This window comes from Burkholderia sp. RF2-non_BP3 (genome assembly GCF_001522185.1).
Taxonomy (GTDB): domain Bacteria; phylum Pseudomonadota; class Gammaproteobacteria; order Burkholderiales; family Burkholderiaceae; genus Burkholderia; species Burkholderia diffusa.
The window spans coordinates 187,424-211,158 of record NZ_LOSU01000017.1 but is presented as its reverse complement, the minus strand read 5'-3'; the positions used below and the strand labels follow the sequence as shown (position 1 = coordinate 211,158).

Annotated in this window: 20 protein-coding genes; 10 read left to right on the top strand and 10 right to left on the bottom strand. The window is 66.7% G+C overall.

Features of this window, described 5'->3' with window-relative positions; all coding sequences use genetic code 11:
• Nucleotides 1-36: 36 nt before the first annotated feature.
• A complete protein-coding gene (locus tag WS45_RS07730) occupies nt 37-933 on the bottom strand; it encodes a M24 family metallopeptidase (RefSeq protein ID WP_059699182.1) in 897 nt (298 codons plus the stop codon).
• A gap of 433 nt (nt 934-1,366) precedes the next feature.
• Between WS45_RS07730 and WS45_RS07725 the strand changes: the two genes are divergently transcribed.
• Nucleotides 1,367-2,644, top strand: coding sequence for a haloacid dehalogenase-like hydrolase (locus WS45_RS07725; protein ID WP_059527026.1), 1,278 nt, complete (start codon nt 1,367-1,369; stop codon nt 2,642-2,644).
• A 44-nt stretch (nt 2,645-2,688) separates the two neighbouring features.
• Here WS45_RS07725 and WS45_RS07720 read toward each other — a convergent pair whose 3' ends face one another.
• From WS45_RS07720 to WS45_RS07710, 3 genes are all read right to left on the bottom strand, one after another.
• Nucleotides 2,689-3,462, bottom strand: a complete 774-nt coding sequence (locus WS45_RS07720; RefSeq protein WP_059527023.1) for a slipin family protein — start codon at nt 3,460-3,462, stop codon at nt 2,689-2,691.
• Nucleotides 3,459-5,033, bottom strand: a complete 1,575-nt coding sequence (locus WS45_RS07715; RefSeq protein ID WP_059699180.1) for an NfeD family protein — start codon at nt 5,031-5,033, stop codon at nt 3,459-3,461. Before WS45_RS07715 ends, WS45_RS07720 begins: the two co-directional genes overlap by 4 nt.
• A gap of 121 nt (nt 5,034-5,154) precedes the next feature.
• A complete protein-coding gene (locus tag WS45_RS07710) occupies nt 5,155-6,189 on the bottom strand; it encodes an AraC family transcriptional regulator (RefSeq protein WP_059699178.1) in 1,035 nt (344 codons plus the stop codon).
• A gap of 137 nt (nt 6,190-6,326) precedes the next feature.
• Between WS45_RS07710 and WS45_RS07705 the strand changes: the two genes are divergently transcribed.
• The 6 genes from WS45_RS07705 to WS45_RS07680 all read left to right on the top strand — a co-directional run bounded on the left by WS45_RS07705 (nt 6,327) and on the right by WS45_RS07680 (nt 13,848).
• Nucleotides 6,327-7,460: an acyl-CoA dehydrogenase family protein gene (locus WS45_RS07705; protein WP_059699284.1), complete on the top strand. Its 1,134-nt coding sequence runs from the start codon at nt 6,327-6,329 to the stop codon at nt 7,458-7,460.
• A 197-nt stretch (nt 7,461-7,657) separates the two neighbouring features.
• Nucleotides 7,658-9,364: an AMP-binding protein gene (locus tag WS45_RS07700; protein ID WP_059699176.1), complete on the top strand. Its 1,707-nt coding sequence runs from the start codon at nt 7,658-7,660 to the stop codon at nt 9,362-9,364.
• 109 nt (nt 9,365-9,473) lie between these two features.
• Complete coding sequence (locus WS45_RS07695; RefSeq protein WP_059699282.1) at nt 9,474-11,003, top strand: CoA-acylating methylmalonate-semialdehyde dehydrogenase; 1,530 nt, start codon at nt 9,474-9,476, stop codon at nt 11,001-11,003.
• A gap of 18 nt (nt 11,004-11,021) precedes the next feature.
• Nucleotides 11,022-11,924 (top strand): 3-hydroxyisobutyrate dehydrogenase, encoded by a 903-nt coding sequence (gene mmsB, locus WS45_RS07690; protein WP_059527008.1) that lies wholly within the window; start codon nt 11,022-11,024, stop codon nt 11,922-11,924.
• Nucleotides 11,921-12,712 (top strand): enoyl-CoA hydratase, encoded by a 792-nt coding sequence (locus WS45_RS07685; RefSeq protein WP_059699174.1) that lies wholly within the window; start codon nt 11,921-11,923, stop codon nt 12,710-12,712. Before mmsB ends, WS45_RS07685 begins: the two co-directional genes overlap by 4 nt.
• On the top strand, nt 12,709-13,848 hold the full coding sequence (locus tag WS45_RS07680) for an enoyl-CoA hydratase/isomerase family protein (protein WP_059699172.1): 1,140 nt from the start codon (nt 12,709-12,711) through the stop codon (nt 13,846-13,848). Before WS45_RS07685 ends, WS45_RS07680 begins: the two co-directional genes overlap by 4 nt.
• Nucleotides 13,849-13,920: 72 nt before the next feature.
• Here WS45_RS07680 and WS45_RS07675 read toward each other — a convergent pair whose 3' ends face one another.
• Entirely contained in the window at nt 13,921-14,826 is a 906-nt protein-coding gene (locus WS45_RS07675) for a LysR family transcriptional regulator (protein WP_059699170.1), read from the bottom strand.
• A 177-nt stretch (nt 14,827-15,003) separates the two neighbouring features.
• Here WS45_RS07675 and WS45_RS07670 point away from each other — a divergent pair, with 177 nt between their 5' ends.
• Complete coding sequence (locus tag WS45_RS07670) at nt 15,004-16,542, top strand: MFS transporter (protein ID WP_059699168.1); 1,539 nt, start codon at nt 15,004-15,006, stop codon at nt 16,540-16,542.
• Between the two features lie 35 nt (nt 16,543-16,577).
• Here the strand turns inward: WS45_RS07670 and WS45_RS07665 are convergent, their stop codons facing one another.
• On the bottom strand, nt 16,578-17,159 hold the full coding sequence (locus WS45_RS07665; protein ID WP_059699161.1) for an HD domain-containing protein: 582 nt from the start codon (nt 17,157-17,159) through the stop codon (nt 16,578-16,580).
• Between the two features lie 85 nt (nt 17,160-17,244).
• Complete coding sequence (locus WS45_RS07660; protein ID WP_059699159.1) at nt 17,245-17,802, bottom strand: helix-turn-helix domain-containing protein; 558 nt, start codon at nt 17,800-17,802, stop codon at nt 17,245-17,247.
• A 282-nt stretch (nt 17,803-18,084) separates the two neighbouring features.
• Here WS45_RS07660 and WS45_RS07655 point away from each other — a divergent pair, with 282 nt between their 5' ends.
• Both WS45_RS07655 and WS45_RS07650 read left to right on the top strand, forming a co-directional pair.
• Nucleotides 18,085-19,488: an HdeD family acid-resistance protein gene (locus WS45_RS07655; protein WP_059699157.1), complete on the top strand. Its 1,404-nt coding sequence runs from the start codon at nt 18,085-18,087 to the stop codon at nt 19,486-19,488.
• A gap of 302 nt (nt 19,489-19,790) precedes the next feature.
• The gene (locus tag WS45_RS07650; protein WP_059699156.1) at nt 19,791-20,522 is read left to right on the top strand and encodes a ribonuclease T2; all 732 of its coding nucleotides are present in this window, start codon (nt 19,791-19,793) and stop codon (nt 20,520-20,522) included.
• 58 nt (nt 20,523-20,580) lie between these two features.
• On the opposite strand, the gene WS45_RS07645 is transcribed toward WS45_RS07650, so the two are convergent.
• From WS45_RS07645 to WS45_RS07640, 3 genes are all read right to left on the bottom strand, one after another.
• On the bottom strand, nt 20,581-21,216 hold the full coding sequence (locus WS45_RS07645; RefSeq protein ID WP_059699155.1) for an isochorismatase family cysteine hydrolase: 636 nt from the start codon (nt 21,214-21,216) through the stop codon (nt 20,581-20,583).
• Between the two features lie 320 nt (nt 21,217-21,536).
• Nucleotides 21,537-21,680 (bottom strand): hypothetical protein, encoded by a 144-nt coding sequence (locus WS45_RS34805; protein WP_156437068.1) that lies wholly within the window; start codon nt 21,678-21,680, stop codon nt 21,537-21,539.
• Nucleotides 21,681-21,936: 256 nt separating this feature from the next.
• Nucleotides 21,937-23,607: an AAA family ATPase gene (locus WS45_RS07640; protein WP_218921633.1), complete on the bottom strand. Its 1,671-nt coding sequence runs from the start codon at nt 23,605-23,607 to the stop codon at nt 21,937-21,939.
• Nucleotides 23,608-23,735: the final 128 nt, after the last annotated feature.

Genomic DNA, 23,735 nt, shown 5'->3' with positions numbered 1-23,735 from the left:
CGTCGTTCAGGGATTCGGTGGAAGGCCGCGTTCGTGTCAGGCGGCCGCCGGCACGCTCGCGACGGCCTGCGCGCGTTCGGCCTGGCGGCGCTGCCAGCGGCGCACGTGCGGCAGGTCGTCGTCGAGCCAGTACGCGTCGTCGTCGGTGATCACCAGCAGTTCCTCGAATTTCGCGCCGACGCCGGCGAAGCCGAGATGCGGCTCCACGGCCCACAGGCCGGGCACCGGCGCGTGTTCGGAGCGGCGGTCGATCGACCACAGCGGCGACCAGCCCTGCTGCTTCGCCGCGCGGCCCTGGTCGAGCAGCAGGTTGCGCGTCGCGTTCAGCCCGAAGCGCGCGACGAAGCGCGGTGTCGACAGCTTGTGGATCTTCGCGACGCGATGCGCGAGCACCTTGAACGGATAGGCCTTGTGGCGCGGCTCGACGCCCTGGCGGCGACACAGCGCGTCGACCGCCTGCGCGACCTCGGCCATCGGGCGGCGCTCTTTGACCAGCCGCACGATCATGTCGCGATGGTCCATCAGGTCGTCCTGCAACTGTTCGAGGATCGGGTTCTGGCCGAGACAGTGCGCGTAGCCGACGTCCGCGACGATTCCGTCGAGTACGGGCGCGACGTCGAGGATCACGGGCATGTCGGTCTCGAGCTGGCGGTTGCTCGGGAAGAACGCGAGGTTGAAGCCGCCCATGTGCTTCAGGCCGGAGAAGCCTTGGAACGCCGTGCGGTCGCCGAACCACGCGAACGGCTTGTGCAGCCAGTCGTGCACGCCGTTGTCCTGCAGCCATTCGGTCAGCAGGCGCGCGGCTTCCTTCTCGGTGATGCCGGGGTAGAGCGTCGCGCCGACGGTCTCGACGCAGCGATAGGCAAGCTGCTGGACCGCGCGGAATTGCGGCAGCTCGTCGAGATGGACTTCCGGCAGCGGATGATCGGGCATGTTGCGTCTCCATGTGTCGGCCTGCGTTCGGCGACGCGGGCGAATTATTCAGTCAGCATTTAATGTGTCATTGACTGATGTAAAGATCATAGCCGGTTCGACGTGGCGCGGAGGTGAGGGCTTCTCCTAATGAAGGCCGAAATGGAGGGGACGCTCTAGGTTTTCGGCGGTCGGGGCCGGATGGCCGTCGCCGTGCACGTGGCCGGTGCGGGAGAGCCGGCCGGAGCGCGTGTGCGGTGGCGGCGCCGGCCCGGTATGTCGCGCCGGATCAATTCCCCGTCGTGTCGTGGCGAGACGCTGTCAAATTGCCGAAATAATTTCGTCACATCATTCGCCCCCGATTCGAAGCCTTTCCGGCTTCGCGGAGCGGGTGTGCCGCGCGTTGCGCGGGGCAGCGATCCAAGCCGATTCGACCATTCCACGGAGAGAGACCATGCAACGCCGCAAGTTCATGAACACCCTTGCCGCTGCGACCGCTGCGACGCCGCTGATGCTCAAGGCCGGCATGGCCGGCGCGAAGAGCGCGACCGCGCCGGACGCGCTGGACCCGGGCCGCTGGTCGCCGTTCAACGCCGCGCGCCTGCAGGCGGTGCTCGACCGGCACGGCGTCGCGAGCGCGCGCTACGACGGAAAGCGCCGCCCGTATGCGGTGTTCGACTGGGACAACACGTGCATCATGAACGACTGCGAAGAGGCGTTGCTGATGTACCAGATCAACCATCTGCAGTACAAGCTGACGCCGGACGAATTCGTCGGCGTGATGTGGAAGGACGTGCCGAAGGGCGCGTTCATGAAGGACTACACGACCGTCGACGGCAAGCCGGTGACGATGGAGGATCTCGCCGCCGACGTCGAGTCCGACTACCGCTGGCTTCATGCGAACTACAAGGGCCTCGGCGGCGACAAGAGCCTCGACGAGATTCGCGAGACCGACCAGTTCAAGGATTTTCGCGCGAAGCTGTACTTCATGTACGACGCGATCTGCGACACGCATCCGCTCGAAGTCGGCTACAAGTGGATCATCTACTTCTACAAGAACATGACGACCGCCGAGCTGCAGGCGATGGCGGAAGCGTCGAACAACTACGGTATCGGCGACGCGCTGCGCAAGGTCCGCTACGAAAGCCCGAAGACGCTGCCGGGCAAGGCCGGCGTGGTGGCCGACACGCATTTCCACGGCATCCGCATTCACGAGGAAATCCGCGCGGTGATGCACACGCTGCGTGCGAACGGCATCGACGTGTACGTGAGCACCGCGTCGCTCGACGATGTCGTGCGCGTATTCGCCGGCAATCCGAACTATGGCTACGGCGTGCCGCCCGAGAACGTGATCGGCCTGCGGCTCGACATGCAGGACGGCAAGTACACGAGCACTTATCCGGCCGGCTGGCATTTCAACTGGGGGCCCGGCAAGACGGTGGGCATCCGCAACGTGCTCGCGTCGAAGAAGGGCTACGGCCCGCTGCTGGTGTTCGGCGACAGCGACGGCGACGCGTGGATGCTGCGCGACTTCAAGGACACCGCGGCCGGCGTGATCGTCAACCGGATGAAGAAGGGCGAGATCGGCGCGGACAGCAAGCTCGCGGCCGAACAGATCGGCAATCCGGATGCGCGTTTCCTGCTGCAGGGCCGCGACGAGCACACGGGCCTGATGATCCCGGACGAGAAGTCGATCAAGTACGGCAAGACGGATCGCAAGCTGCTGGCTTGACGCGTGGCGGGTGCCGGGCCGCCACGGCCCGGCGCCCGCACATCTCACCGCTCGCGCGGCGGCCCCAACCGATCCAGCAACGCGCTCAGCAGATCCACCGGCAGCGGAAACACGATCGTCGAATTCTTGTCCGCCGCGATCGTCGTCAGCGTCTGCAGGTAGCGCAGCTGCATCGCCTGCGGCTGCTGCGCAAGCCGCTGCGCCGCCTGCAGCAGCTTCTCCGACGCCTGCAATTCGCCTTCCGCGTGAATCACCTTCGCGCGCCGTTCGCGTTCGGCCTCGGCCTGCCGCGCGATCGCCCGGATCATCGTTTCGTTCAGGTCCACGTGCTTGATCTCGACCGTCGACACCTTGATTCCCCACGCATCGGTCTGCGCATCGAGCGTCTTCTGGATGTCGGCATTCAACTGCTCGCGCTCGGCGAGCAACGCGTCGAGTTCGTGCTTGCCGAGCACCGCGCGCAGCGTCGTCTGCGCGAGCTGGCTCGTCGCCTCGAAGAAGCGCGCGACCTGGATCACGGCCTTCTCCGGATCGACGACGCGGAAATACACGACTGCATTGACCTTCACCGACACGTTGTCGCGCGTGATCACGTCCTGCGCGGGCACGTCGAACACGACGGTGCGCAGGTCGATCCGCACGACCTGCTGGACGATCGGGATGATCAGCACGAGCCCCGGCCCCTTCACCTTCCAGAACCGGCCGAGCATGAACACGACGCCGCGTTCGTACTCGCGGAAGATGCGGATCGACGATGCGACCAGCACCACGACGAAGACGATCAGGACGCCGCTGAAGCCGAACGTGTAGCCCATCATGACGGTGCTCCCTGGTGTTGTTGTTCGTGTGCCGGCACGTCGTAGAGCGGCGCGACGGTGAGCGTCAGCCCGTGACGGCCGGTGACGCGCACGCGGCAGCCGGCGGCCAGCGGCGTGCTGCTCGCGACGCGCCAGCGCTCGCCGTGCACGCGCGCCCAGCCCGCCGCCGACGGGGCGGGGCCGGCCGCGTCCTGCGGCTGGTCGGCGCGCAGGCCGTCGTCGAGCACTTCGCCGATGCTGCCGACCATCGCCTCGGCGCCCGTCACGACCGGCCGCCGCCGCGCGCGCAGCGCGACGCTCGACACGCCGGCGACGAGCAGCCCGCCACCGACCGCGAGTCCCGCGATCACCTGCCACGGAATGCCGTAGCCGGGCACGTCGGTATCGATCAGCATCAATGCGCCGATCGTGAACGACACGATTCCGCCGAACCCGAGCACGCCGAAGGTCGGCAGGAACGCCTCGGCGACGAGGCAGCCGAGGCCGAGCAGCACGAGCCCGAGGCCCGCATAGCTGATCGGCAGCAATTGCATCGCGAACAGCCCGATCAGCAGGCAGATGGTGCCGGCGACGCCCGGCAGCACGAAGCCGGGATTCGCGAATTCGAAGAACAGACCGTAGATGCCGATCGTCAGCAGGATCAGCGCGACGTTCGGATCGGCGATGATCGACAGGAAGCGGCTGCGCCAGTCGGGCGCGAGCACGACGAGCGGCGCATGCGCGGTCGCGACGCGCACCGTGCCGGCGGTCGTCGTCACGGAGCGGCCGTCGAGCTGGCGCGCGAGGTCGGCCGGGTCCTGCGCGATCAGGTCGACGACATGCTGCGCGCGCGCCTCGGTCGCCGACAGGCTCAAGGCCTCGCGCACCGCGCGCTCGGCCCATCCGGCATTGCGTCCGCGCAACTGCGCGAGGCCGCGGATGTACGCGGCGGCGTCCTGGGTCGCCTTGCGGATCTCGGTCGACTGCGTATCGTTCGGCAACTCGGCCGGCGTCGCGGATGCGCCCGATGCCCCGGCCGCACCCGATGCCCCGGCCGGCGACGGTCGGGGCGCGCCCGGCGTCCCTGGCGCACCCGGCGCGCCACCGCCGATGCCGAACTGCACCGGCGACGCCGCGCCGAGATTGGTGCCGGGCGCCATCGCGGCGATGTGGCTCGCGTAGACGATATAGGTGCCCGCGCTCGCGGCCCGTGCGCCGCCCGGCGCGACGAACGCGGCGACCGGCACCGGCGAGCCGAGGATCGCCTTGATGATCTGCCGCATCGACGTGTCGAGGCCGCCCGGCGTATCGAGTTGCAGGATCGCGAGCGGCGCGTGCTCGCGCGCCGCGCGGTCGAGCGAGCGGACGATGAAGTCGGCGCTGGCCGGCCCGATCGCGCCGTTGACAGGAATCACGAACACCGGCGGCGCGGCCGCGGGTGCGGCGGCGGGAGGCGGGGCGGCAACGGCCGCGCACACGACGAGCAGCGCCGCGAACAGCGCGGCGCGCGCGACCCGCGCGGACAGCGGGTGACGGGGGCGGGCGCCGGGCGATGCAGGTGCCGGCGACGGCCCATGACGGTGAATGCGCATCGGGGCGTCCGGGCGGCGCGCGGCCGCACGCCGTCCGGCTCGCGGAAAGGGCGTTGGCCCGATATTTGAAGATTAGGCGGTTTCGGCGGAAAGCGCGAAGGCGACGCGGCAGGCCGCGGAATCAGCCGGCGCCGCCGCCGCGCGCGAGCGCTTCTTCCCGATATTCGGCCGGGCTGCGCCCGCTCCATTTGCGAAACGCACGGTAGAACGCGCTCGGTTCCGCGAAACCGGTGGCCGCCGCGACGTCGGCGATGGTCCGCGACGGATCGGCCAGCGCCTCGAACGCGAGGTCGCGCCGCAGCGTGTCCTTGATCGCCTGGTACGCATGGCCTTCCTGGTGCAGCTTGCGGCGCAGCGTCGCCTCGGCGACGTGCAGCCGCGCGGCCATCCCGTCGGCGCCGGGCCACGCGGCGGGCGGCATGCCGCGCAGCACGGTGCGCACGCGTTGCGCGAGCGCGTTCGGGTTGCGGTACTTGACGATGAAGCTGGCCGGCGCGTTGCGCAGAAACGTTTTCAGCGTCCTGGTGTTCTGCACGACGGGCAGCGTCGCGAATTCGGGATCGAAATCGACATACGAATCGGGCTGGTTGAACCGCATGTCGTCGCACAGCATCGACGGATATTCGTGGTCGGCCGGCGGCGTGTCGCAGCGGAAGCTCGCGTGCAGCAGCGGGATGCGCCGCCCGATCAGCCAGCAGGTCAGCCCGTACACGATGATGAAATAGGTCGCGTACGTGAACATCGCGGGCGTCGCGGTGCTGTTGCGGTGCACGAAACGCAGCCGCACGCGCTGCGGGTTGGCGTCGAGTTCCGCGTGCAGGTCGTCGAGCACGCAGTGCATGAAATTCACCGCGCGCGCCATCGCGTGCAGCCCATCCTGCGCGGACAGCGCCGCCTGGCTCATCGCGATGAAGCTGCCGCTGCGCATCGGATGGCGATCCTGCCCGAAAAACTCGTCGTCGAGCGCGCGCGCAATGGCGTTCCACAGCGCGCCGTATTGCTGCGCGGACACCCGCGCACGCGGCTGCGCGAGCAGCGCCGGCGCGATGCCGGCCTGCGCGAGCAGCGGCTCGGCCGCGACGCCGCGCCGGGTGGCGAGCGCCACGCTGTAGGCGACGAGGCTGATCGCGACGGTTCCCTTGTCTTCCTGCTTCATCGAAGCCGCCGGTATGGCAAAAACGCTCAGTGTAAATGAGCGGCGCGAGCATCGAACAGTCGCGCGCGCTTGCCTACACTTGTTGCATCGAAACGAAAGGTCGGTCGCGCCACGCGGCCGCGGGAGACAGCAGCGCCATGGACGAGCTTTACACCGAAGACCAGCGGATGATCCGCGACGCCGCGCGCGCTTTTGCCACCGAGGTGCTGGCACCGAACGCCACGCAGTGGGACCACGACGCGCACCTGCCCGACGCCGTCGTCGCGCAGCTCGGCGAACTCGGCCTGCTCGGGATGATCGTGCCGCAGGAGCTGGGCGGCGCGTATACGGATTACGTCGCCTACGCGCTGGCGATGGAGGAAATCGCCGCCGGCGACGCCGCATGCGCGACGATGATGAGCGTGCACAACTCCGTCGGCTGCGGGCCGATCCTCGGCTTCGGCACGCCCGCGCAGAAGGATCGCTGGCTGGCCGAGATGGCGGCGGGCCGCATCATCGGCGCGTTCTGCCTGACGGAGCCGCAGGCCGGCTCCGAGGCGCACAACCTGCGCACGCGGGCGGAACTGCGCGACGGCAAGTGGGTGCTGAACGGCGCGAAGCAGTTCGTCACCAACGGCCAGCGTGCCGGGGTCGCGATCGTTTTTGCCATGACCGACCCGGAAGCCGGCAAGCGCGGCATTTCCGCGTTTCTGGTGCCGACCGACACGCCGGGCTTCATCGTCGGCAAGCCGGAAAAGAAGATGGGCATCCGCGCGTCCGACACCTGCCCGATCACGTTCGAGAACTGCGCGATTCCGGAAGAAAACCTGCTCGGCAATCGCGGCGAAGGATTGAAGATCGCGCTGTCGAACCTGGAAGGCGGGCGCATCGGTATTGCCGCGCAGGCGCTCGGCATCGCGCGCGCCGCGTTCGACAAGGCGCGCCGCTATGCGGGCGAGCGCGTGCAGTTCGGCAAGCCGATCGCCGAGCATCAGGCGATCCAGCAAAAGCTCGCCGACATGGCCACGCAGATCAACGCGGCGCGCCTGCTCGTGCATCACGCGGCGAAGCTGCGCACGGCCGGGCTGCCGTGCCTGTCCGAAGCATCGCAGGCGAAGCTGTTCGCGTCCGAGATGGCCGAGCGCGTGTGTTCGGATGCGATCCAGATTCACGGCGGTTACGGCTATCTCGCCGATTACGAAGTCGAGCGTCACTATCGCGACGCGCGCATCACGCAGATCTACGAGGGCACCAGCGAAGTGCAGCGGATGGTGATCGCGCGACAGCTTTGAGTCCTGAATCGCGACGCGCGCGCCATCGGCAATCACACAAACCAATAAGGCAGGCAAACAGGCAGGGCACGAGGGCAGCGCGGCAAACGCGGCACGCAACGACGTGACCGTGCGCCGCGCGACACGGAACCGTGCATGCGCCGCGGCGCGTGCCCGGTTGACCGCTGGGCATGGAGACTCGAGACGGAGACGACACGATGACGGTACAGGCATTCCTGGACGCACGCGACTTTCTGCTGCGCCATCGCACCGACTACGAAACCGCGTACCGCGATTTCGAATGGCCGGTGCTCGATGCGTTCAACTGGGCGCTCGACTACTTCGACCCGATGGCGCGCGGCAACGACAAGCCCGCGCTGTGGATCGTCGACGCGGCAACCGGCACGGGCGACCCGTATTCGTTCGCGCAGATGTCCGAGCGCTCGTCGCGGATCGCGAACTGGCTGCGCGGCATCGGCGTCGTGCGCGGCGACCGGATCCTGCTGATGCTGCCGAACCGTGTCGAGCTGTGGGACGCGATGCTCGCCGCGATGAAGCTCGGCGCGATCGTGCTGCCCGCGACCACGCAGCTGTCGGCCGACGACGTGCGCGATCGCGTGCAGATCGGCGGCGCGAAATACGCGATCGTCGACGAGAGCGAAACCGCGAAATTCGAACAGGCCGATCTCGGCCTCAAGCAGAAGATCGTCGCCGGCGCGCCGCGCGCGGGCTGGCTCGCGATGAATGACGGCTACGCGGCGGGCGCCGCATTCGAGCCGGACGCCGTCACGCACGCGAACGATCCGATGCTGCTGTACTTCACGTCGGGCACGACGTCGAAACCGAAGCTCGTCGAGCATACGCACCGCACCTATCCCGTCGGGCACCTGTCGACGATGTACTGGGTCGGCCTGCAGCCGGGCGACATTCACTGGAACATCAGCTCGCCGGGCTGGGCGAAGCATGCGTGGAGCTGCTTCTTCGCGCCGTGGAACGCGCAGGCGTGCGTGTTCGCGTTCAACTACGCGCGCTTCGAGCCGAAGGTCGTGCTCGACGCGCTCGTCAAATACCAGGTGACCACGCTATGCGCACCGCCGACCGTATGGCGCATGCTCGTGCAGCAGCCGCTCGCGTCGTTCGACGTGAAGCTGCGCGAGATCGTCGGCGCGGGCGAGCCGCTGAATCCCGAGATCATCGAGCGCGTGAAGAAGGCGTGGGGCATCACGATTCGCGACGGCTACGGCCAGACCGAGACGACCTGCCTGATCGGCAACACGCCGGGCCAGCCGGTCGTCGCCGGTTCGATGGGCCGGCCGCTGCCCGGCTACCGGATCGCGCTGCTCGACCCGGACGGCGCGCCCGTCGGCGAAGGCGAGGTCGCGCTGCCGATCGGTGCGGGCGTGATGCGTCCGGTCGGGCTGATGACGGGCTATGCGAACAATCCCGACGCGACGGCCCACGCGATGCGCGACGGCCATTACCGCACGTCGGACATCGCGATGCGCGGCGACGACGGCTACTACGTCTACATCGGCCGCGCGGACGACGTGTTCAAGTCGTCCGACTACCGGCTGAGCCCGTTCGAACTGGAAAGCGTGCTGATCGAGCATCCGGCGATCGCGGAAGCGGCCGTCGTGCCGAGCCCCGACCCGGTACGGCTGTCGGTGCCGAAAACCTTCATCACGCTGCGCCAGGGCTACGAGGAAAGCCCCGCGCTCGCGCTGGAGATTTTCCGCTTCTCGCGCGAGAAGCTCGCGCCGTACAAGCGCATCCGCCGCCTGCAGTTCGCGGAGCTGCCGAAGACCATCTCCGGGAAGATCCGCCGCGTCGAGCTGCGCCGCCGCGAAATCGAGCGCGGCGACGATGCGGCCACGCGGATGCCCGGCGAATACTGGGAAGAAGATTTCGCCGCGGAACTGAAATGACCTGTCGCGGGCCATGCGCGCCGCATGTCGCGGCCGTCGCCCGCAACACCGATTGAACCGGCCGCGCGTGGCATGGCGCTACACGGCCCACTGCAAGGAGAGTGCATCGATGAACGCGAATCCGACGCCCCGCACGGGGCAAGACGTGCCGACGGTCAAGCTGCTGATCGACGGCGCCTTCGTCGAGTCCACCACGAGCGAGTGGCGCGACATCGTCAATCCGGCGACGCAGCAGGTCCTCGCGCGCGTGCCGTTCGCGACCGTCGCGGAAGTCGACGCGGCCGTGCAGGCCGCGCACGCCGCGTATGCGACGTGGAAGAACACGCCGATTTCCGCGCGCATGCGCATCATGCTGAAGTTCCAGGATCTCGTGCGCGCGAACCTGCAGCGCATCGCGAAGACGCTGACGGCCGAGCAGGGCAAGACGCTGCCCGACGCCGAAGGCGACATCTTCCGCGGCCTCGAAGTGGTCGAGCACGCGTGCTCGGTCGGCACGCTGCAGCTCGGCGAATTCGCGGAGAACGTCGCGGGCGGTGTGGACACCTACACGCTGCGCCAGCCGCTCGGCGTGTGCGCGGGCATCACGCCGTTCAACTTCCCCGCGATGATTCCGCTGTGGATGTTCCCGATGGCGATCGTGTGCGGCAACACGTTCGTGCTGAAGCCGTCGGAGCAGGATCCGATGTCGACGATGGAACTCGTCGAACTCGCGATCGAGGCCGGCGTGCCGAAGGGCGTGCTGAACGTCGTGCACGGCGGCAAGGAAGTGGTCGACGCGATCTGCACGCATCCGCTCGTGAAGGCGATCTCGTTCGTCGGCTCGACGGCCGTCGGCACGCACGTGTACAACCTCGGCAGCCAGCACGGCAAGCGCGTGCAGTCGATGATGGGCGCGAAGAACCACGCGATCCTGCTGCCCGACGCGAACCGCGAGCAGGCGATCAACGCACTGGTCGGCGCCGGCTTTGGCGCGGCCGGCCAGCGCTGCATGGCGACCTCCGTCGCCGTGCTCGTCGGCAACGCGCGCGACTGGCTGCCGGACATCGTCGCGAAGGCGAAGCTGCTGAAGGTCAATGCGGGCTCGGAAGCGGGCACCGACGTCGGGCCGGTGGTGTCGCGCGGCGCGAAGGCGCGCATTCTGTCGCTGATCGACACGGGCATCAAGGAAGGCGCGAAGCTCGAACTCGACGGCCGCGACGTGAAGGTCGCCGGCTTCGAGGAAGGCAACTTCATCGGGCCGACGATCTTCTCCGGCGTGAAGACCGACATGACGGTCTACACGCATGAAATCTTCGGGCCGGTGCTGGTCGTGATGGAAGTCGACACGCTCGACGACGCGATCGCGCTCGTCAACGCGAATCCGATGGGCAACGGCGTGGGCATCTTCACGCAGAGCGGCGCGGCCGCGCGCAAGTTCCAGAGCGAGATCGACGTGGGCCAGGTCGGCATCAACATTCCGATTCCGGTGCCCGTGCCGTTCTTCAGCTTCACCGGTTCGCGCGGCTCGAAGCTCGGCGATCTCGGCCCGTACGGCAAGCAGGTCGTGCAGTTCTACACGCAGACGAAGACGGTCACCGCGCGCTGGTTCGACGACGACACGACGGCCGGCCCCGTGAACACGACGATCCGGCTGCATTGAGCCGGGGAGGACACGAACATGAAGATCGGATTTATCGGACTGGGCCACATGGGTGCGCCGATGGCGCTGAACCTCCTGAAGGCCGGCCATGAAGTGCACGCGTTCGACCTGAGCGCCGACGCGTTGCGCGCGCTGCAGGACGCCGGCGCGCAGGTGGCCGCGTCGCCGCGCGATGCGGCATCGGGCGCGGCGTTCGTGATCACGATGCTGCCGGCCGCGCCGCACGTGCGCTCGGTGCTCGCCGGCGAGAACGGCGTGCTGGCCGGCCTCGGCGCCGGCGCGACCGTGATCGATTCGAGCACGATCGACCCGGCGAGCGCGCAGGCGTTCGGCGCGCTCGTGCGCGAGCACGGCGGCGCGTTCGTCGATGCGCCCGTGTCGGGCGGCACCGGCGGCGCGGCGGCCGGCACCCTGACCTTCATGGTCGGCGGCAGCGACGCCGATTTCGAGCGCGTGAAGCCCGTGCTCGCCGGCATGGGCAAGAACATCGTCCATTGCGGCGCGACGGGCATGGGGCAGGTCGCGAAGGTCTGCAACAACCTCGTGCTCGGCATCTCGATGGCGGCGGTGTCGGAGGCGATGTCGCTCGGCGTCGCGCTCGGCATCGATCCGAAGGTGCTGGCCGGCATCGTCAACACGTCGACGGGCCGCTGCTGGAGCTCGGACACCTACAACCCGTATCCGGGCGTGATCGACACCGCGCCGTCGTCGCGCGGCTACAGCGGCGGCTTCGGCACCGACCTGATGCTGAAGGATCTCGGCCTCGCGAACGACGCCGCGAAGCAGGCGCGCCAGCCCGTCTATCTCGGCGCGCTCGCGCAGCAGCTTTACCAGACGATGAGCAGCCGCGGCGACGGGCAACTCGATTTCTCGGCGGTGATCCGCCTGTACCAACCGGCCACGAAGAAGGACGCCTCATGATCGAACTGGACTACGTCGACGACGGCGTGATCGCGTGCGCGACGCTCAAGCGTCCGCCCGCGAACGCCTTTACCGCCGACGGGCTGCGGCAGTTGCAGGACACCGTCGCCGAATTGAACGCGAACCCGCGCGTGCGCGCGCTGGTGATCACCGGCGACGGCCCGAAGTTCTTCAGCGCGGGCGCCGATCTCAACACGTTCGCCGACGGCGACCGCGCGGTCGCGCGCGCGATGGCCGCGCGCTTCGGCGCGGCGTTCGAGGCGCTGCATGACGCGCGCGTCGTGACGATCGCGGCGATCAACGGCTACGCGATGGGCGGCGGCCTCGAATGCGCGCTCGCGTGCGACCTGCGGATCGCCGAGACGCACGCGCAGATGGCGCTGCCCGAACCGTCGGTCGGCCTGCTGCCGTGCGGGCTCGGCACGCAGACGCTGCCCTGGCTCGTCGGCGAAGGCTGGGCGAAGAAGATCATCCTGGCCGGCACGCGCGTCGACGCGGCGACGGCGCTCAGGATCGGCCTCGTCGAGGACGTGGTCGAAAGCGGCGCGGCGCGCGATGCGGCGCTGGCGCTCGCGCGCAACGTCGCGCGGCAGAGCCCGCACGCGGTTGCATACAGCAAGGAACTGATCGGCCTCGCGCGCCGCGGCGTGCCGCGCGGCGCGGCGCTCGCGGTCGAGCGCGAACGCTTCGTCGACCTGTTCGACACGAACGATCCGCGCGAAGGCGTGGCCGCGTTTCTCGGCAAGCGCGCGCCGCAATGGCATACCGATGGAGAGCCGCAACGATGAGCACGCCGGTCACGACTCATGGCAGTTTCGTGGAGCCCGCACCAGAGGTGCTGTTCCGTGTGGTGAACCGCGTGGCGCTCATCACGCTGAACCGGCCGGCCGCGCTCAATGCGTTGTCCTATCCGATGATCGGCGAGCTGGCAGCGCGTCTCGAACGCTGCCGCACCGACGACCAGATCGTCGCGGTCGTGCTGCGCGGCGCGGGCGAGAAGGGCTTCTGCGCGGGCGGCGACGTGCGCGCGCTGCACCGGATGGTCGCGCAGCGCGAGACCTGGCTGCCGTTCTTCGTCGACGAATACCGGCTCGACTACGCGATCCATACGTTCCCGAAGCCGATCGTCGCGCTGATGGACGGCGTGACGATGGGCGGCGGAATGGGCCTTGCGCAAGGCGCGGCGCTGCGCGTCGCGACCGAGCGCAGCAAGATCGCGATGCCGGAGACGCGCATCGGCCTCGTGCCCGACGTCGGCGCGACGCATTTCCTGTCGCGCATGCCGGTCGAACTCGAACTGTACGTGGGGTTGACGGGCGCGATGCTGTCGGGCGCCGATGCGCTGACCGCGAAGCTCGCGGACCTGTGCGTGCCGTCGTCGTGGCTCGATACGTTCGAGACGCGCATCGAGAGCGTCAAGTGGGACGGCGACGTGCTGCCGGCGCTGCGCAAGGTGTTCGAGCCGCCGTGCAACGTCGTGCCGCATTCGGCGCTCGACAGCCAGATGGCGTGGATCGTCCGTCATTTCGACAAGCGCTCGACCGTCGAACGGATCGTCGCGACGCTGAAGCAGGATCTTGAACGTGACGAGCTGGCGCGCGAGCACCGTCAATGGCTGCAGGCGACGCTCGACGCGCTCACCGGCCATTCGCCGACGATGCTGTGCGTGACGCGCGAAGCGCTGCTGCGCGGCCGTCAGATGACGCTGGCCGAGTCGTTCCGGATGGAACTCGGCATCGTGGCGCGCGCGATCGAGGAGGGCGACTTCTGCGAAGGCGTGCGTGCGCATCTCGTCGACAAGGATCGCAAGCCGCGCTGGGCGCCGGCGTCGCTCGTCGAGCTGCGCGCCGAGCGCGTGCGGCATTTCCTGACGTCGCCGTGGAAACTGTTCGCGCATCCGCTCGCCGATCTCGGCGCGGCGTGAGGTGACGCGATGCGCCGACGCGCCCGTGCGGCGCGTCGGCTTCAATTCATTTTTCTTTCCGTGCTTTCGCGCTCAGCGCTCGATCATCGGCGGCACCGCCTGCACGAGCGCGTCGATCACGCAGCGCGTCTTGCGCGGCAGGTAGCGCGTTTTCGGCCAGATCGCGTGGATGTCGCCTTCGCACACGAAGCAGCGATCGAGCACGACGACCATCTCGCCGCGCTTCACGTAATGATCGAGCAGCCAGCTCGGCAGCCACGCGATTCCGAACCCCGAGGCGCCTGCCGCCGCGATCGCCTGCACGTCGTCGAAACTGAGCTGGTGCGGCATGTCGATGCGCACCGTCGAGCCGTCCGGCGCGCGCAAGTCCCATGGCTGCACGACGCCCGAACGTGAATACGCGATCGTCCGGTGGTGCCTGAGGTCGTCGAGCGATTGCGGTATCCCGTAGCGCGCGAGATACGACGGCGCCGCGCCGAGACTGCCGTATTGCGTGCCGAGTCGCCGCACCGCGAGGCTCGTGCTGTCCGCGAGCGTGCCGATCCGCACCGCGAGGTCGATCCCTTCCTCGATCAGATCGACGAAACGGTCCGTGATCGACACGTCGATCCGCAGATGCGGATAGGTGCGCGCGAGGTCGAGCACGATCGGCGTCACGCAGTGATGCCCGAATGCGAGCGGCACGCTCAGCCGCAGCTTGCCGCGCGCTTCGTTGCGGCCGCAATCGAGATCGGCTTCGGCCGCTTCCAGCTCCGCCAGCGCGCGCACGCAGCGGTCGTAGTACGCCTGGCCGTCGTCCGTCAGGCTCTGGCTGCGGGTCGTGCGCTGCAGCAGCCGCGCGCCGAGCCGCTTCTCGAGCCGCGCGATCGCCTTGCCGACCGCCGAGCGCGTCATGTCGAGCCGTTCCGCGGCGAGCGCGAAGCTGCCGGATTCCACGACCTGGACGAAGGTCGTGACGCCGTCGAGTCTGTCCGTCATGGCAGGATGGGTTGATTGCGTCCTGTGATTCCCCAGTCTGGAGAAATTGTCGCGTCAATGGGGAGGGAAATTCTCACTATAGTACCGATTCCCGTTCAGCGTGCGTTGCCGGCCGCACGCGGCGCATCTTTCTTATCTGGAGGCGCGCGGCCTGTCGCGGGCCGTCGCGCAATACGCATGACGCTATCCGAATCCCGCAGGAATGCGGTCGCGCTCGCGGCCGTCTGTCTCACGTCGCTGATGTTCGGCCTCGAGATCTCGAGCGTGCCGGTGATCCTGCCGACGCTCGAACACGTGCTGCATGGCGACTTCAACGGCATGCAGTGGATCATGAACGCGTACACGATCGCGTGCACGACGGTGCTGATGGCGGCCGGCACGCTCGCCGACCGGTTCGGCCGCAAGCGCGTGTACGTGATCGGCACCGTGCTGTTCGGCGCGACGTCGTTGCTGTGCGGGCTCGCGCCGAACGTGCCGGTGCTCGTCGCGGGCCGGCTGCTGCAGGGCGCGAGCGGTGGCGCGATGCTGATCTGCCAGATCGCGGTGCTGTCGCACCAGTTCCGCGAAGGGCGCGAGCGCGGTCGCGCGTTCGGAATCTGGGGGATCGTGTTCGGGATCGGTCTCGGCTTCGGGCCGATCGTCGGCGGCGCGATCGTCGCGCTGGCGAGCTGGCCGTGGGTGTTCCTCGTGCATGCGCCGCTCGCGGCCGTCGCGCTCGTGCTGATCGGCGGCGCGGTGCAGGAGTCGCGCGATCCGCATGCGGGCACGCTCGACGTCGCGGGCATCGTCACGCTGTCGCTGGCCGTGCTCGGTCTCGCGTTCTATATCACGCAGAGCGCGGAGCTGGGGCTCACGAGTGCGGCCGGGCTTGGCGTGCTCGGCGCGACCGTGCTCGCGCTGGCCGGCTTCTTCATCGCGGAGCGCACGAGCGCGCGGCCGATGTTCGACTTTTCCGTGTTCCGGATTCGCGCGTTCACCGGCGCGATCTTCGGCTCGATGGGAATGAACTTCAGCTTCTGGCCGTTCATGATCTACCTGCCGATCTGGTTCCAGGTCGCGCTCGGCTACGACAGCGTGACGGCCGGCCTCGCGCTGCTCGCATACACGCTGCCGACGCTCGTCGCGCCGCCGGTCGGCGAGCGGCTCGCGCTGCGCTACGGGCCCGGTGTCGTGATTCCGGGCGGCCTGTTCACGATCGCGGCCGGATTCGCGCTGATGCGGATCGGCAGCGGCGTCGAGCCTGCCAGCTGGCTCACGATGCTGCCAGGCTGCGTGATCGCCGGCATCGGGCTCGGGCTCACCAATACGCCCGTCACGAACACGACGACGGGCGCGGTGCCGAGTTCGCGGGCCGGGATGGCGTCGGGCATCGACATGAGCGCGCGGATGATCTCGCTCGCGCTGAACATCGCGGCGATGGGCTTCGTGCTGGTCGCGGGGATCGTCGCGAGCCTGAAGGCCGGCGTCGCGGGGGCGGTCGATGCGGGGACGCTGCGCATGCTGGCGCAGCAGATCGCGTCGGGCCGCACCGACGGGCTGCAGGCGATCGCGCCGACGCTCGCAAAGGCCGACCCGACCGGCATGGTGTTGCACGCGGCGCTCGTGCACGGGTTCGGCTGGGTGATGGTGTACGGCGCGGCCGGCGTGGCCGTGCTCGCGACGGCGAGCGCGGTGGCGTTCGCGCCGGCAAGGCGCAGGGCGGCGGTGTGCGAATGATGCGCGCAGTGTCGCGCGCGGCCGGCTCCGCGCGCTTACGTGCGGTCGCCGCGAGCGTCGATCCGGCGTTGCGTGTCCGCGTCGACGATCGCGCGGATCGTGCCGAACAGCGGCGCCGCGTCGGTGTAGCGCCGGCCGTAGCCGAGATTGAACGCGTAGTCGAAATTCGGCGGATTACTGCCCTGGTTGTGCTGGAGGATCGTCTCGAGCTTGTCGAGTGCCTTCGCGGCGCGCGCTTCCGGTGATGCCGCCGCCTCGTATTCGTCCCACAACGCGACGATCTCGTCGCGCAGCGCGCGATCGAGCGCGGCCGTCAGCGTCAGCAGGTCGTCGCGTTCATGCGTGCTCTTGTCCGGATGCGCGGCCTGCTCGATCGCGGGGATGTCGCCGTGCAGCGCTTCGCCGAGATCGTGGACGACGCACAGCTTCAGCAGCTTCGTCGTGTCGACGTCGGGCAGCGCATCGGCGAACACGAGCGCCATCAGGCTCAGCCGCCAGCTGTGTTCGGCCGTGCTTTCGGCGCGCCCGGTCGACGTATGGCCGCTGCGCAGCACGTTTTTCAGGCGTTCGGCTTCGCGCAGGAAATCGAGCCGCGCGTGGATCGTGTCGAGGTTCATGGCAGTGAAGTGCTTGAATCGAGCCCTCAAGCGTACGTCGCGCGGACGCGATGCGTCCACGCATGAAATATGCGTGCTGCGCTTGCTACAGCGTTTCGACGAGCCGCGCGGCGGAGCCGTCCGACAGCGTCATCCGCGTCCATCGGCAGGTGCTGCCGCGGATCGGCACGATGCGCGACGCATTGGCGCCGGTCGCGAACTCGACGCTCGGCGGCCCCGCGCGATCGTGCCAGCCGAGCGGGTCGAGCGCGGCTTCCATGCGGACGATTTCCGGCGTCGCGTAGCGCCACAGCGATGTGCCGAGCAGTGTCGGCAGCGGCCGCGAAAACTCGGCCGCGCGTGACGGCGAACACGCGAGCAGACGATGCGTGAGATCGCACACGAGATGCATGCGAGCCGTGCTGCTCGCGATCAGCCGGGCGAGTGCGTGGTCGCCGGCCGAATCGAGACGCGCGGCAAGCAGCCGCTCGGCCACCGCGCGCTCGTCGGGCGACATCTGCTGGATGCCGGCTTCCCAACGCGAAATCGTCGATTGCGCGACGCCGAACAACTCGGCCGCGTGGCTCTGCTTCATGCGATGCAGCGTGCGCCAACGCTTGAGTTGCGGGCCGAGCGGCGGCGTGTGAAGCGGTGAGGCGGGCATGTTCGTGTTCCGTTCGGGATGCGGGCCGTGCTGGCGCCGCGTTGCGAAATGGATGAATCGGCCGTTATTCCGGGGGTGCCTGGATCACGAAGAGCGTGACGTCGGGCGTTCTGACTCGCCGGAATTGTTTTCGCCGGGCTTTCAACCGGCTCCTCCATATCTTATTATTCGGCGAAAGCGGAGCGCGCGGGCTGCCGTTGTGCATGTCGAGGCATGATGCGGCGGTCGGCATGACAGGAGATGCGTGCCAGCGCGTATCCCGAAAATACATACGAGGGCGCCATGGTACGACTGGTCTTGCTGCTGCTGGGCATCGAATATCTGCGAACGCGCTGGCGCGGGCTGACCGTGCTGGGCTGGCTGTGGGTCGTCGCGGGCGTCGGCATCTTCGTCGACGCGCTCGACGGTGCGCTGCATTTTCCGATCGAACTGTTCGCATGGCTGTTCCTGATCGAGGGGCTCGCGACGCTCGCGGTGGCAGGCAGCGGCGTCGGCGGGCAGCGCATCCTGCGCTACGTGAAGGGCATCGCGGTCGTGGTGGCCGCCGGGCTCGTGTTCGCGGGCCATCATCACGGCCACTTCCTGTTGTCGATGATCTTCGGCACGCTGTTCCTCGTCGACGGGCTGCTGCAGTGCACGTCCGCGTGGATGGTGCGTTATCGGCGCTGGAACGTCGCATTCGCGTGGGGCGTCGTCGAAATCCTGCTCGCGGTCTTCTTCTATCAGCCGTATCCGACCCATTATGTGGGCACCGTGCCGTACTGCCTCGGCCTGCTGCTGATGTTCGGCGGGATGCACATGCTGAGCCTTGCCGCGCGCGTGCGGCGGCTGACGCGCAACCCCGCGTTCGTCACGTCGCCGGCGCCGTCGATCGTGCCGGACATCGATGCGGCGCCCGACATCCCGCGCTTCACGCAATCCGAATGGGACGGCCCGCCGGCCGACCACGAGCACGCGCTGACCGTGCACGTGTGGACGCCGACCGGCACGTCGAAGGCCGAAGCCCAGCGCTATCCAGTGATCGACCGCTACATCGCGGCGGTGGACGTCAACGGCGTGATCTCCACCGGTCACGCGGCGCTGGAGTCGCCCGAGGGCATCTACATCAGCCTCTATCCGGCGGTCGAGATCGATCGTTCTCCGGATGAATTCACGCGGATCCTGCGTGCGACGCGCGAGAACGACGTGCCGGGCCTGTTTCAGCCCGACTATGCGACCGAGTCGAAAGCGTGGTGTCCGTCCACCGTGCGCGTGCGGATCCGCAATTACGATCCGGCTAAGCTGGCAGCATTCTGGTCGTCGTATCGGCAGACCGTCACATACAACCTCACGCACCGCAACTGCTCGAGCACCGTGTCGAATGCGCTCGAAGCGGCGCTCGACGGCGCGGTGTGGCGGCTCAGGGGCACGCGGGCCGGGTGGGGCGCATTCATCCGGCTGCTGCTCACGCCCGAGCTGTGGGTCGCCGCGCAGATCCGCAAGCGTGCGGTGACGATGGCCTGGACGCCAGGCCTCACGCTCGACTATGCGCGCGCGCTCAGCATGCTCGCCGATCCGCGGCCGTTCGCGTGGTGGAAGGTCGCGCGCTCGGCCGTGAAGGCGATCATGGCGTCGCGCCGCGCGTGGCGCGAGCAGGACAGTGCGGCGCTGTCGCCGGGTGGCTCGGAAGCCGCGTCGGTGAAATAATCGCGTGGCGCCGGTCTCGCGCGTGCGTGCACGCAGCTCGGCAGCGGGTCGTGAGCGCGGGGGTGTCGTCGGTGAGCACATGGCTTCGCCCGTTTCCGATCTCGACGCGGTATGGCTTGCCTGGCCGGGTGCCGTCATCGTGGGGAGGATCCGTTGAAGGAAACAAGAGGTTCGGCGTTGCACTACGAATTCCTTCGTCCACCTTCATATTGATGCAACGTTGCGCAGGCAACAATCGCGGGCAGACATTCGACAATCTTGCGGCGCATCCCGCGACTGCAAGCCTTTTCCGAGGAAACGCCATGCTCAAGACGCTCGCCCGCGCCGCGGCCGCACTCGCCGTCGCATCCGCCTCGCTGCACGCCGTCGCGCAGACCAGCTACGACTACCTGTTGCTCGCGGCTTCGTGGGAGCCCGGCTTCTGCGCGTCGCACGACACGCCGGAATGTACGAACCTTGCCGGCACGTACGCGGCGACGAGCCTGTCGCTGCATGGCCTGTGGCCGAACAGATATGACGGCAACCAGCCGTTCTACTGCGGCGTGCCGCAGAGCGACGTCGATCTCGACAACGCGCACCAGTGGTGCAGCATGGATGCGTATCCGGTCAGCATCGCGACCCGCAACACGCTGTCGACCTACATGCCGGGCGTGGCGTCGTGCCTCGACAAGCACGAATGGTTCAAGCACGGCACCTGCTCGAATTCGGCGTCGCCGGATGCGTACTGGAACGAGGCCGCCGGCATGATCAGCCGGCTCGGCAACACGTCGTTCAACGCGTTCCTGCAGGCGAACGCGGGTAAGACCGTGACGCGCAATCAGCTGTTGTCCGCGTTCGAAGGCGCGTTCGGCAGCAATACGCGCAGCGCGGTGTCGCTGAAGTGTACGAAGACGAACGGCGTCAGCTATTTCACGGAGGCGTGGATCGCGGTCAAGACGAATGCGACTACCCAGTTTCCGAGCGCGGCGTCGCTCGTGACGGACGGGAATACGCAGGGCACGTGCCCGACGTCCGGCGTGTATATCGCGAAGTAACGCGCGAAGTTGCGTGGGGAGCGCCGGTCGGGTGCGTTCCGGCCGGCGTGGTGCGCGTCTATGCGAGCAGTCGCAGTGCATCCGCGAGCGACAACACCGTCGTGCGCGTCTCGAACGCCGTCGCGAACAGGTGGTCGTGCACGACCTCATCCGGGTCGTAGCAGCAGTCCTTCACCGTATACAGCCGGAAATCCGCATCGCTTGCGTGCGCAACCGACGACAGCACGACGCCGGTCGACGCGATCCCGACGAGGATCAGCGTGTCGATACCCTGCGCGACGAGCCGTGCCTGCAAGTCGGTGCGAAAGAACACGCTCGCGCGATGTGCGATGGTCAGCGGCTCGTTGTCCAGCCGTCCGAGTTCCGGGCACGGGCCGTCGTCGACGAACAGGCCGAGTTGCTTGATTCCTTGGCCGTTCTTGTTGCGTGGACTGACCTCCGGATAGCCGGGGCTGAAGTGGAGATTCGCGAAACAGACGTGGACGCCGCCCGCCCGGGCTGCATCGCACAGCTTGCGCGTGTTGGCGAGCAGGGTGGGGGCGACCGATGGAAAGAGACCGAGGATGTCGGTCTGGTAGTGCATGACGATCAGTGCGGTTTGCGCGGGCACGATCGGGGGAATCGGTGTGTGCGTGCAGCCTTCCGCGTTTGCGTGATGAGTCGTTGCGAGATCTGAAGCGTGTTCCGGTTGCATGACTGATGCTCTCCCATGAGTCATTTCGGTGTCTCAGAAAATCGATCGCTCGTTATACGTCGTCAACCATTTCAGTGCAAGGGGGGCGGAACTCGGTCAATGTGGCCCGGCATGCAATCTCTGCGGGCGAGTGGAGAGGTTGTTGATGGCTGGTTTGGGCTGCAGCCAGAAGCGGCCGTTCGCACCCGTTCACAAGTGGTTGACAATTGGTGCTCGGAGACCGAACGATGCGGGAGAAATCGCCCATGCGCGATCAAAACTGTCCGGGCGCTTGTGAAAAAGCGCCCGCACCTCTGAGGTGATTCGCAGTCCGATTCCGATTAAGCAGACGGCCTCTCAGGTCCCAGCGCTTTTCTGACTTTCTCGATAAGATCGTCCGTCTTCTCGATGACGATTGGGAAGCCCGTCACATCGAGCACGTTACTCTTAACATCGATACCGAGCTTCCCATCGATGAGCTTCATGTCGAATACAGTGCAAGGGGGGCGGAACTCGGTCAATGTGGCCCGGCATGCAATCTCTGCGGGCGAGTGGAGAGGTTGTTGATGGCTGGTTTGGGCTGCAGCCAGAAGCGGCCGTTCGCACCCGTTCACAAGTGGTTGACAATTGGTGCTCGGAGACCGAACGATGCGGGAGAAATCGCCCATGCGCGATCAAAACTGTCCGGGCGCTTGTGAAAAAGCGCCCGCACCTCTGAGGTGATTCGCAGTCCGATTCCGATTAAGCAGACGGCCTCTCAGGTCCCAGCGCTTTTCTGACTTTCTCGATAAGATCGTCCGTCTTCTCGATGACGATTGGGAAGCCCGTCACATCGAGCACGTTACTCTTAACATCGATACCGAGCTTCCCATCGATGAGCTTCATGTCGAATAGCTTCGCCCGCTCCCCTAATATCTGGCGGGCAGTACTGGTGACATCCTGCTCTGAGCCTCCTTCTTGAAATTTGACGAATGCGGGCGCGACTGCCCCCAAAAGCATATCTCGCAACGCCTCAGCCTCCCGGATCGGGGCTGTATTCGCTGCGTACGTGATGCAACGCAAGATGTCATCGTAAGTATTGGCAGCATCCGACCATTGAGCCTGATCGATATGCTCAGCTTCATCGGCAGCTGCCGTGGGCTTTTCCTGACTTGTGAATTGGTCCGCCGTTACGTAGTAGGACTCGATCGAACCCTTGCGCAAAATGAAGCAGCCCGCGCACTCTAGCAACTCCATAAGTTTGGAGAGCCGGTTTTTAATTTTGACAATCGCTCCATCGCTGTCGAAGGAGGAGATCGTCGTGTCGTCGAGGGCAAATAGAGTCGCGAAGAAGGCGCGGCGTTTGGCGACAGTGACATCCTCGCCATCCTCCCGATTGACCCAGTATGGATGTTTTTCGGCGTGCGCAGCCGCAGCATCCCATTGCGTAGTCACAACTGCGCAAAAGTCGTTGTATATCGACTTAGCCAACGCCAGCGCAGAATCGGCGCCCATGTCAACTGCCTTTGAATTGGCGATGGTGTTGTTCATCAAAAAACTCGACGCGAGTTCAAGGCTATCCGCAAGCGCATCAGCATCAGCAAGCACCACTGGTTCTTTGCCCATCATGCGAAGCAGCTTGGCCACTACCGGTATCTGCCCCTTCCCGATGACCGGCAACAATTGCGAACCTGCGGCCTCTAGGTTAGCGTCCATTTTCCGCGCGAGCGCGCTGCAGACGATCACGTCGGATGGGCCCTCGACAAGAAGAGGACGTCGGGAAAACAACGATAGCTTATGCTCTTGCCCCAGACGAGAAACGAGACCTTGGATCTTTTTGCCTTTCAGCTCCCCGGCGTCTGCTGGAATCTGTACCGGTGCGAGTTCGCGGTCGTGGCAAAAGACGAGAGACAGCAGATCTTCTGCCTTTGCGATCTGCACCATCTCAGTCGAATGGGTTGCAATCACAATCAGTTTCTTGTTGTTCCCCTGCGTGGGGATGCCCGCGACTCGCAGGATTTCGGCCAGCAGAAATGCCTGCAATTGCGGATGCAGAGAGACTTCAGGCTCATCGATGCAAAGCGCGCCCACCTCATCGTCATATAGAGCGGCCAACATACCGACGAGGTGCAGAAGCCCCGACGCCTCACGGCTCGAGATATACGGTTCAGAATTGACGTCAAGTCGGGAAAAATGAGGCTTCAGCATTCCGCCGTCCCATTCCACTAGGATATTGCGCCGAAACAGCTTGCGAAGTCGTTCCTGTACCTTCACTAGAATGTCCACACGTTCGGCAAGCGCATAGAAGTCTCCGCTGAGGCCTTCCATTGCATGGCGCCTGTTCGATTCGCTCTTCGCCCCAAAATTCGCGTTGTCGTACTGGAAATTCGAATAGCCCGCAATGTCGGACCGGAACTGCTCGAATACACCCATTCGGCCGGCCGAGAGGTAACGTACTCGCTTGCCCCCAGCGAATGACTGTAGCGCTGTCTTCATATTTCGCAGCAATTGCGTCTTCCCGGCCCCGTTCGGCCCGAGAAGCACTGTCAATCCTCGATGCA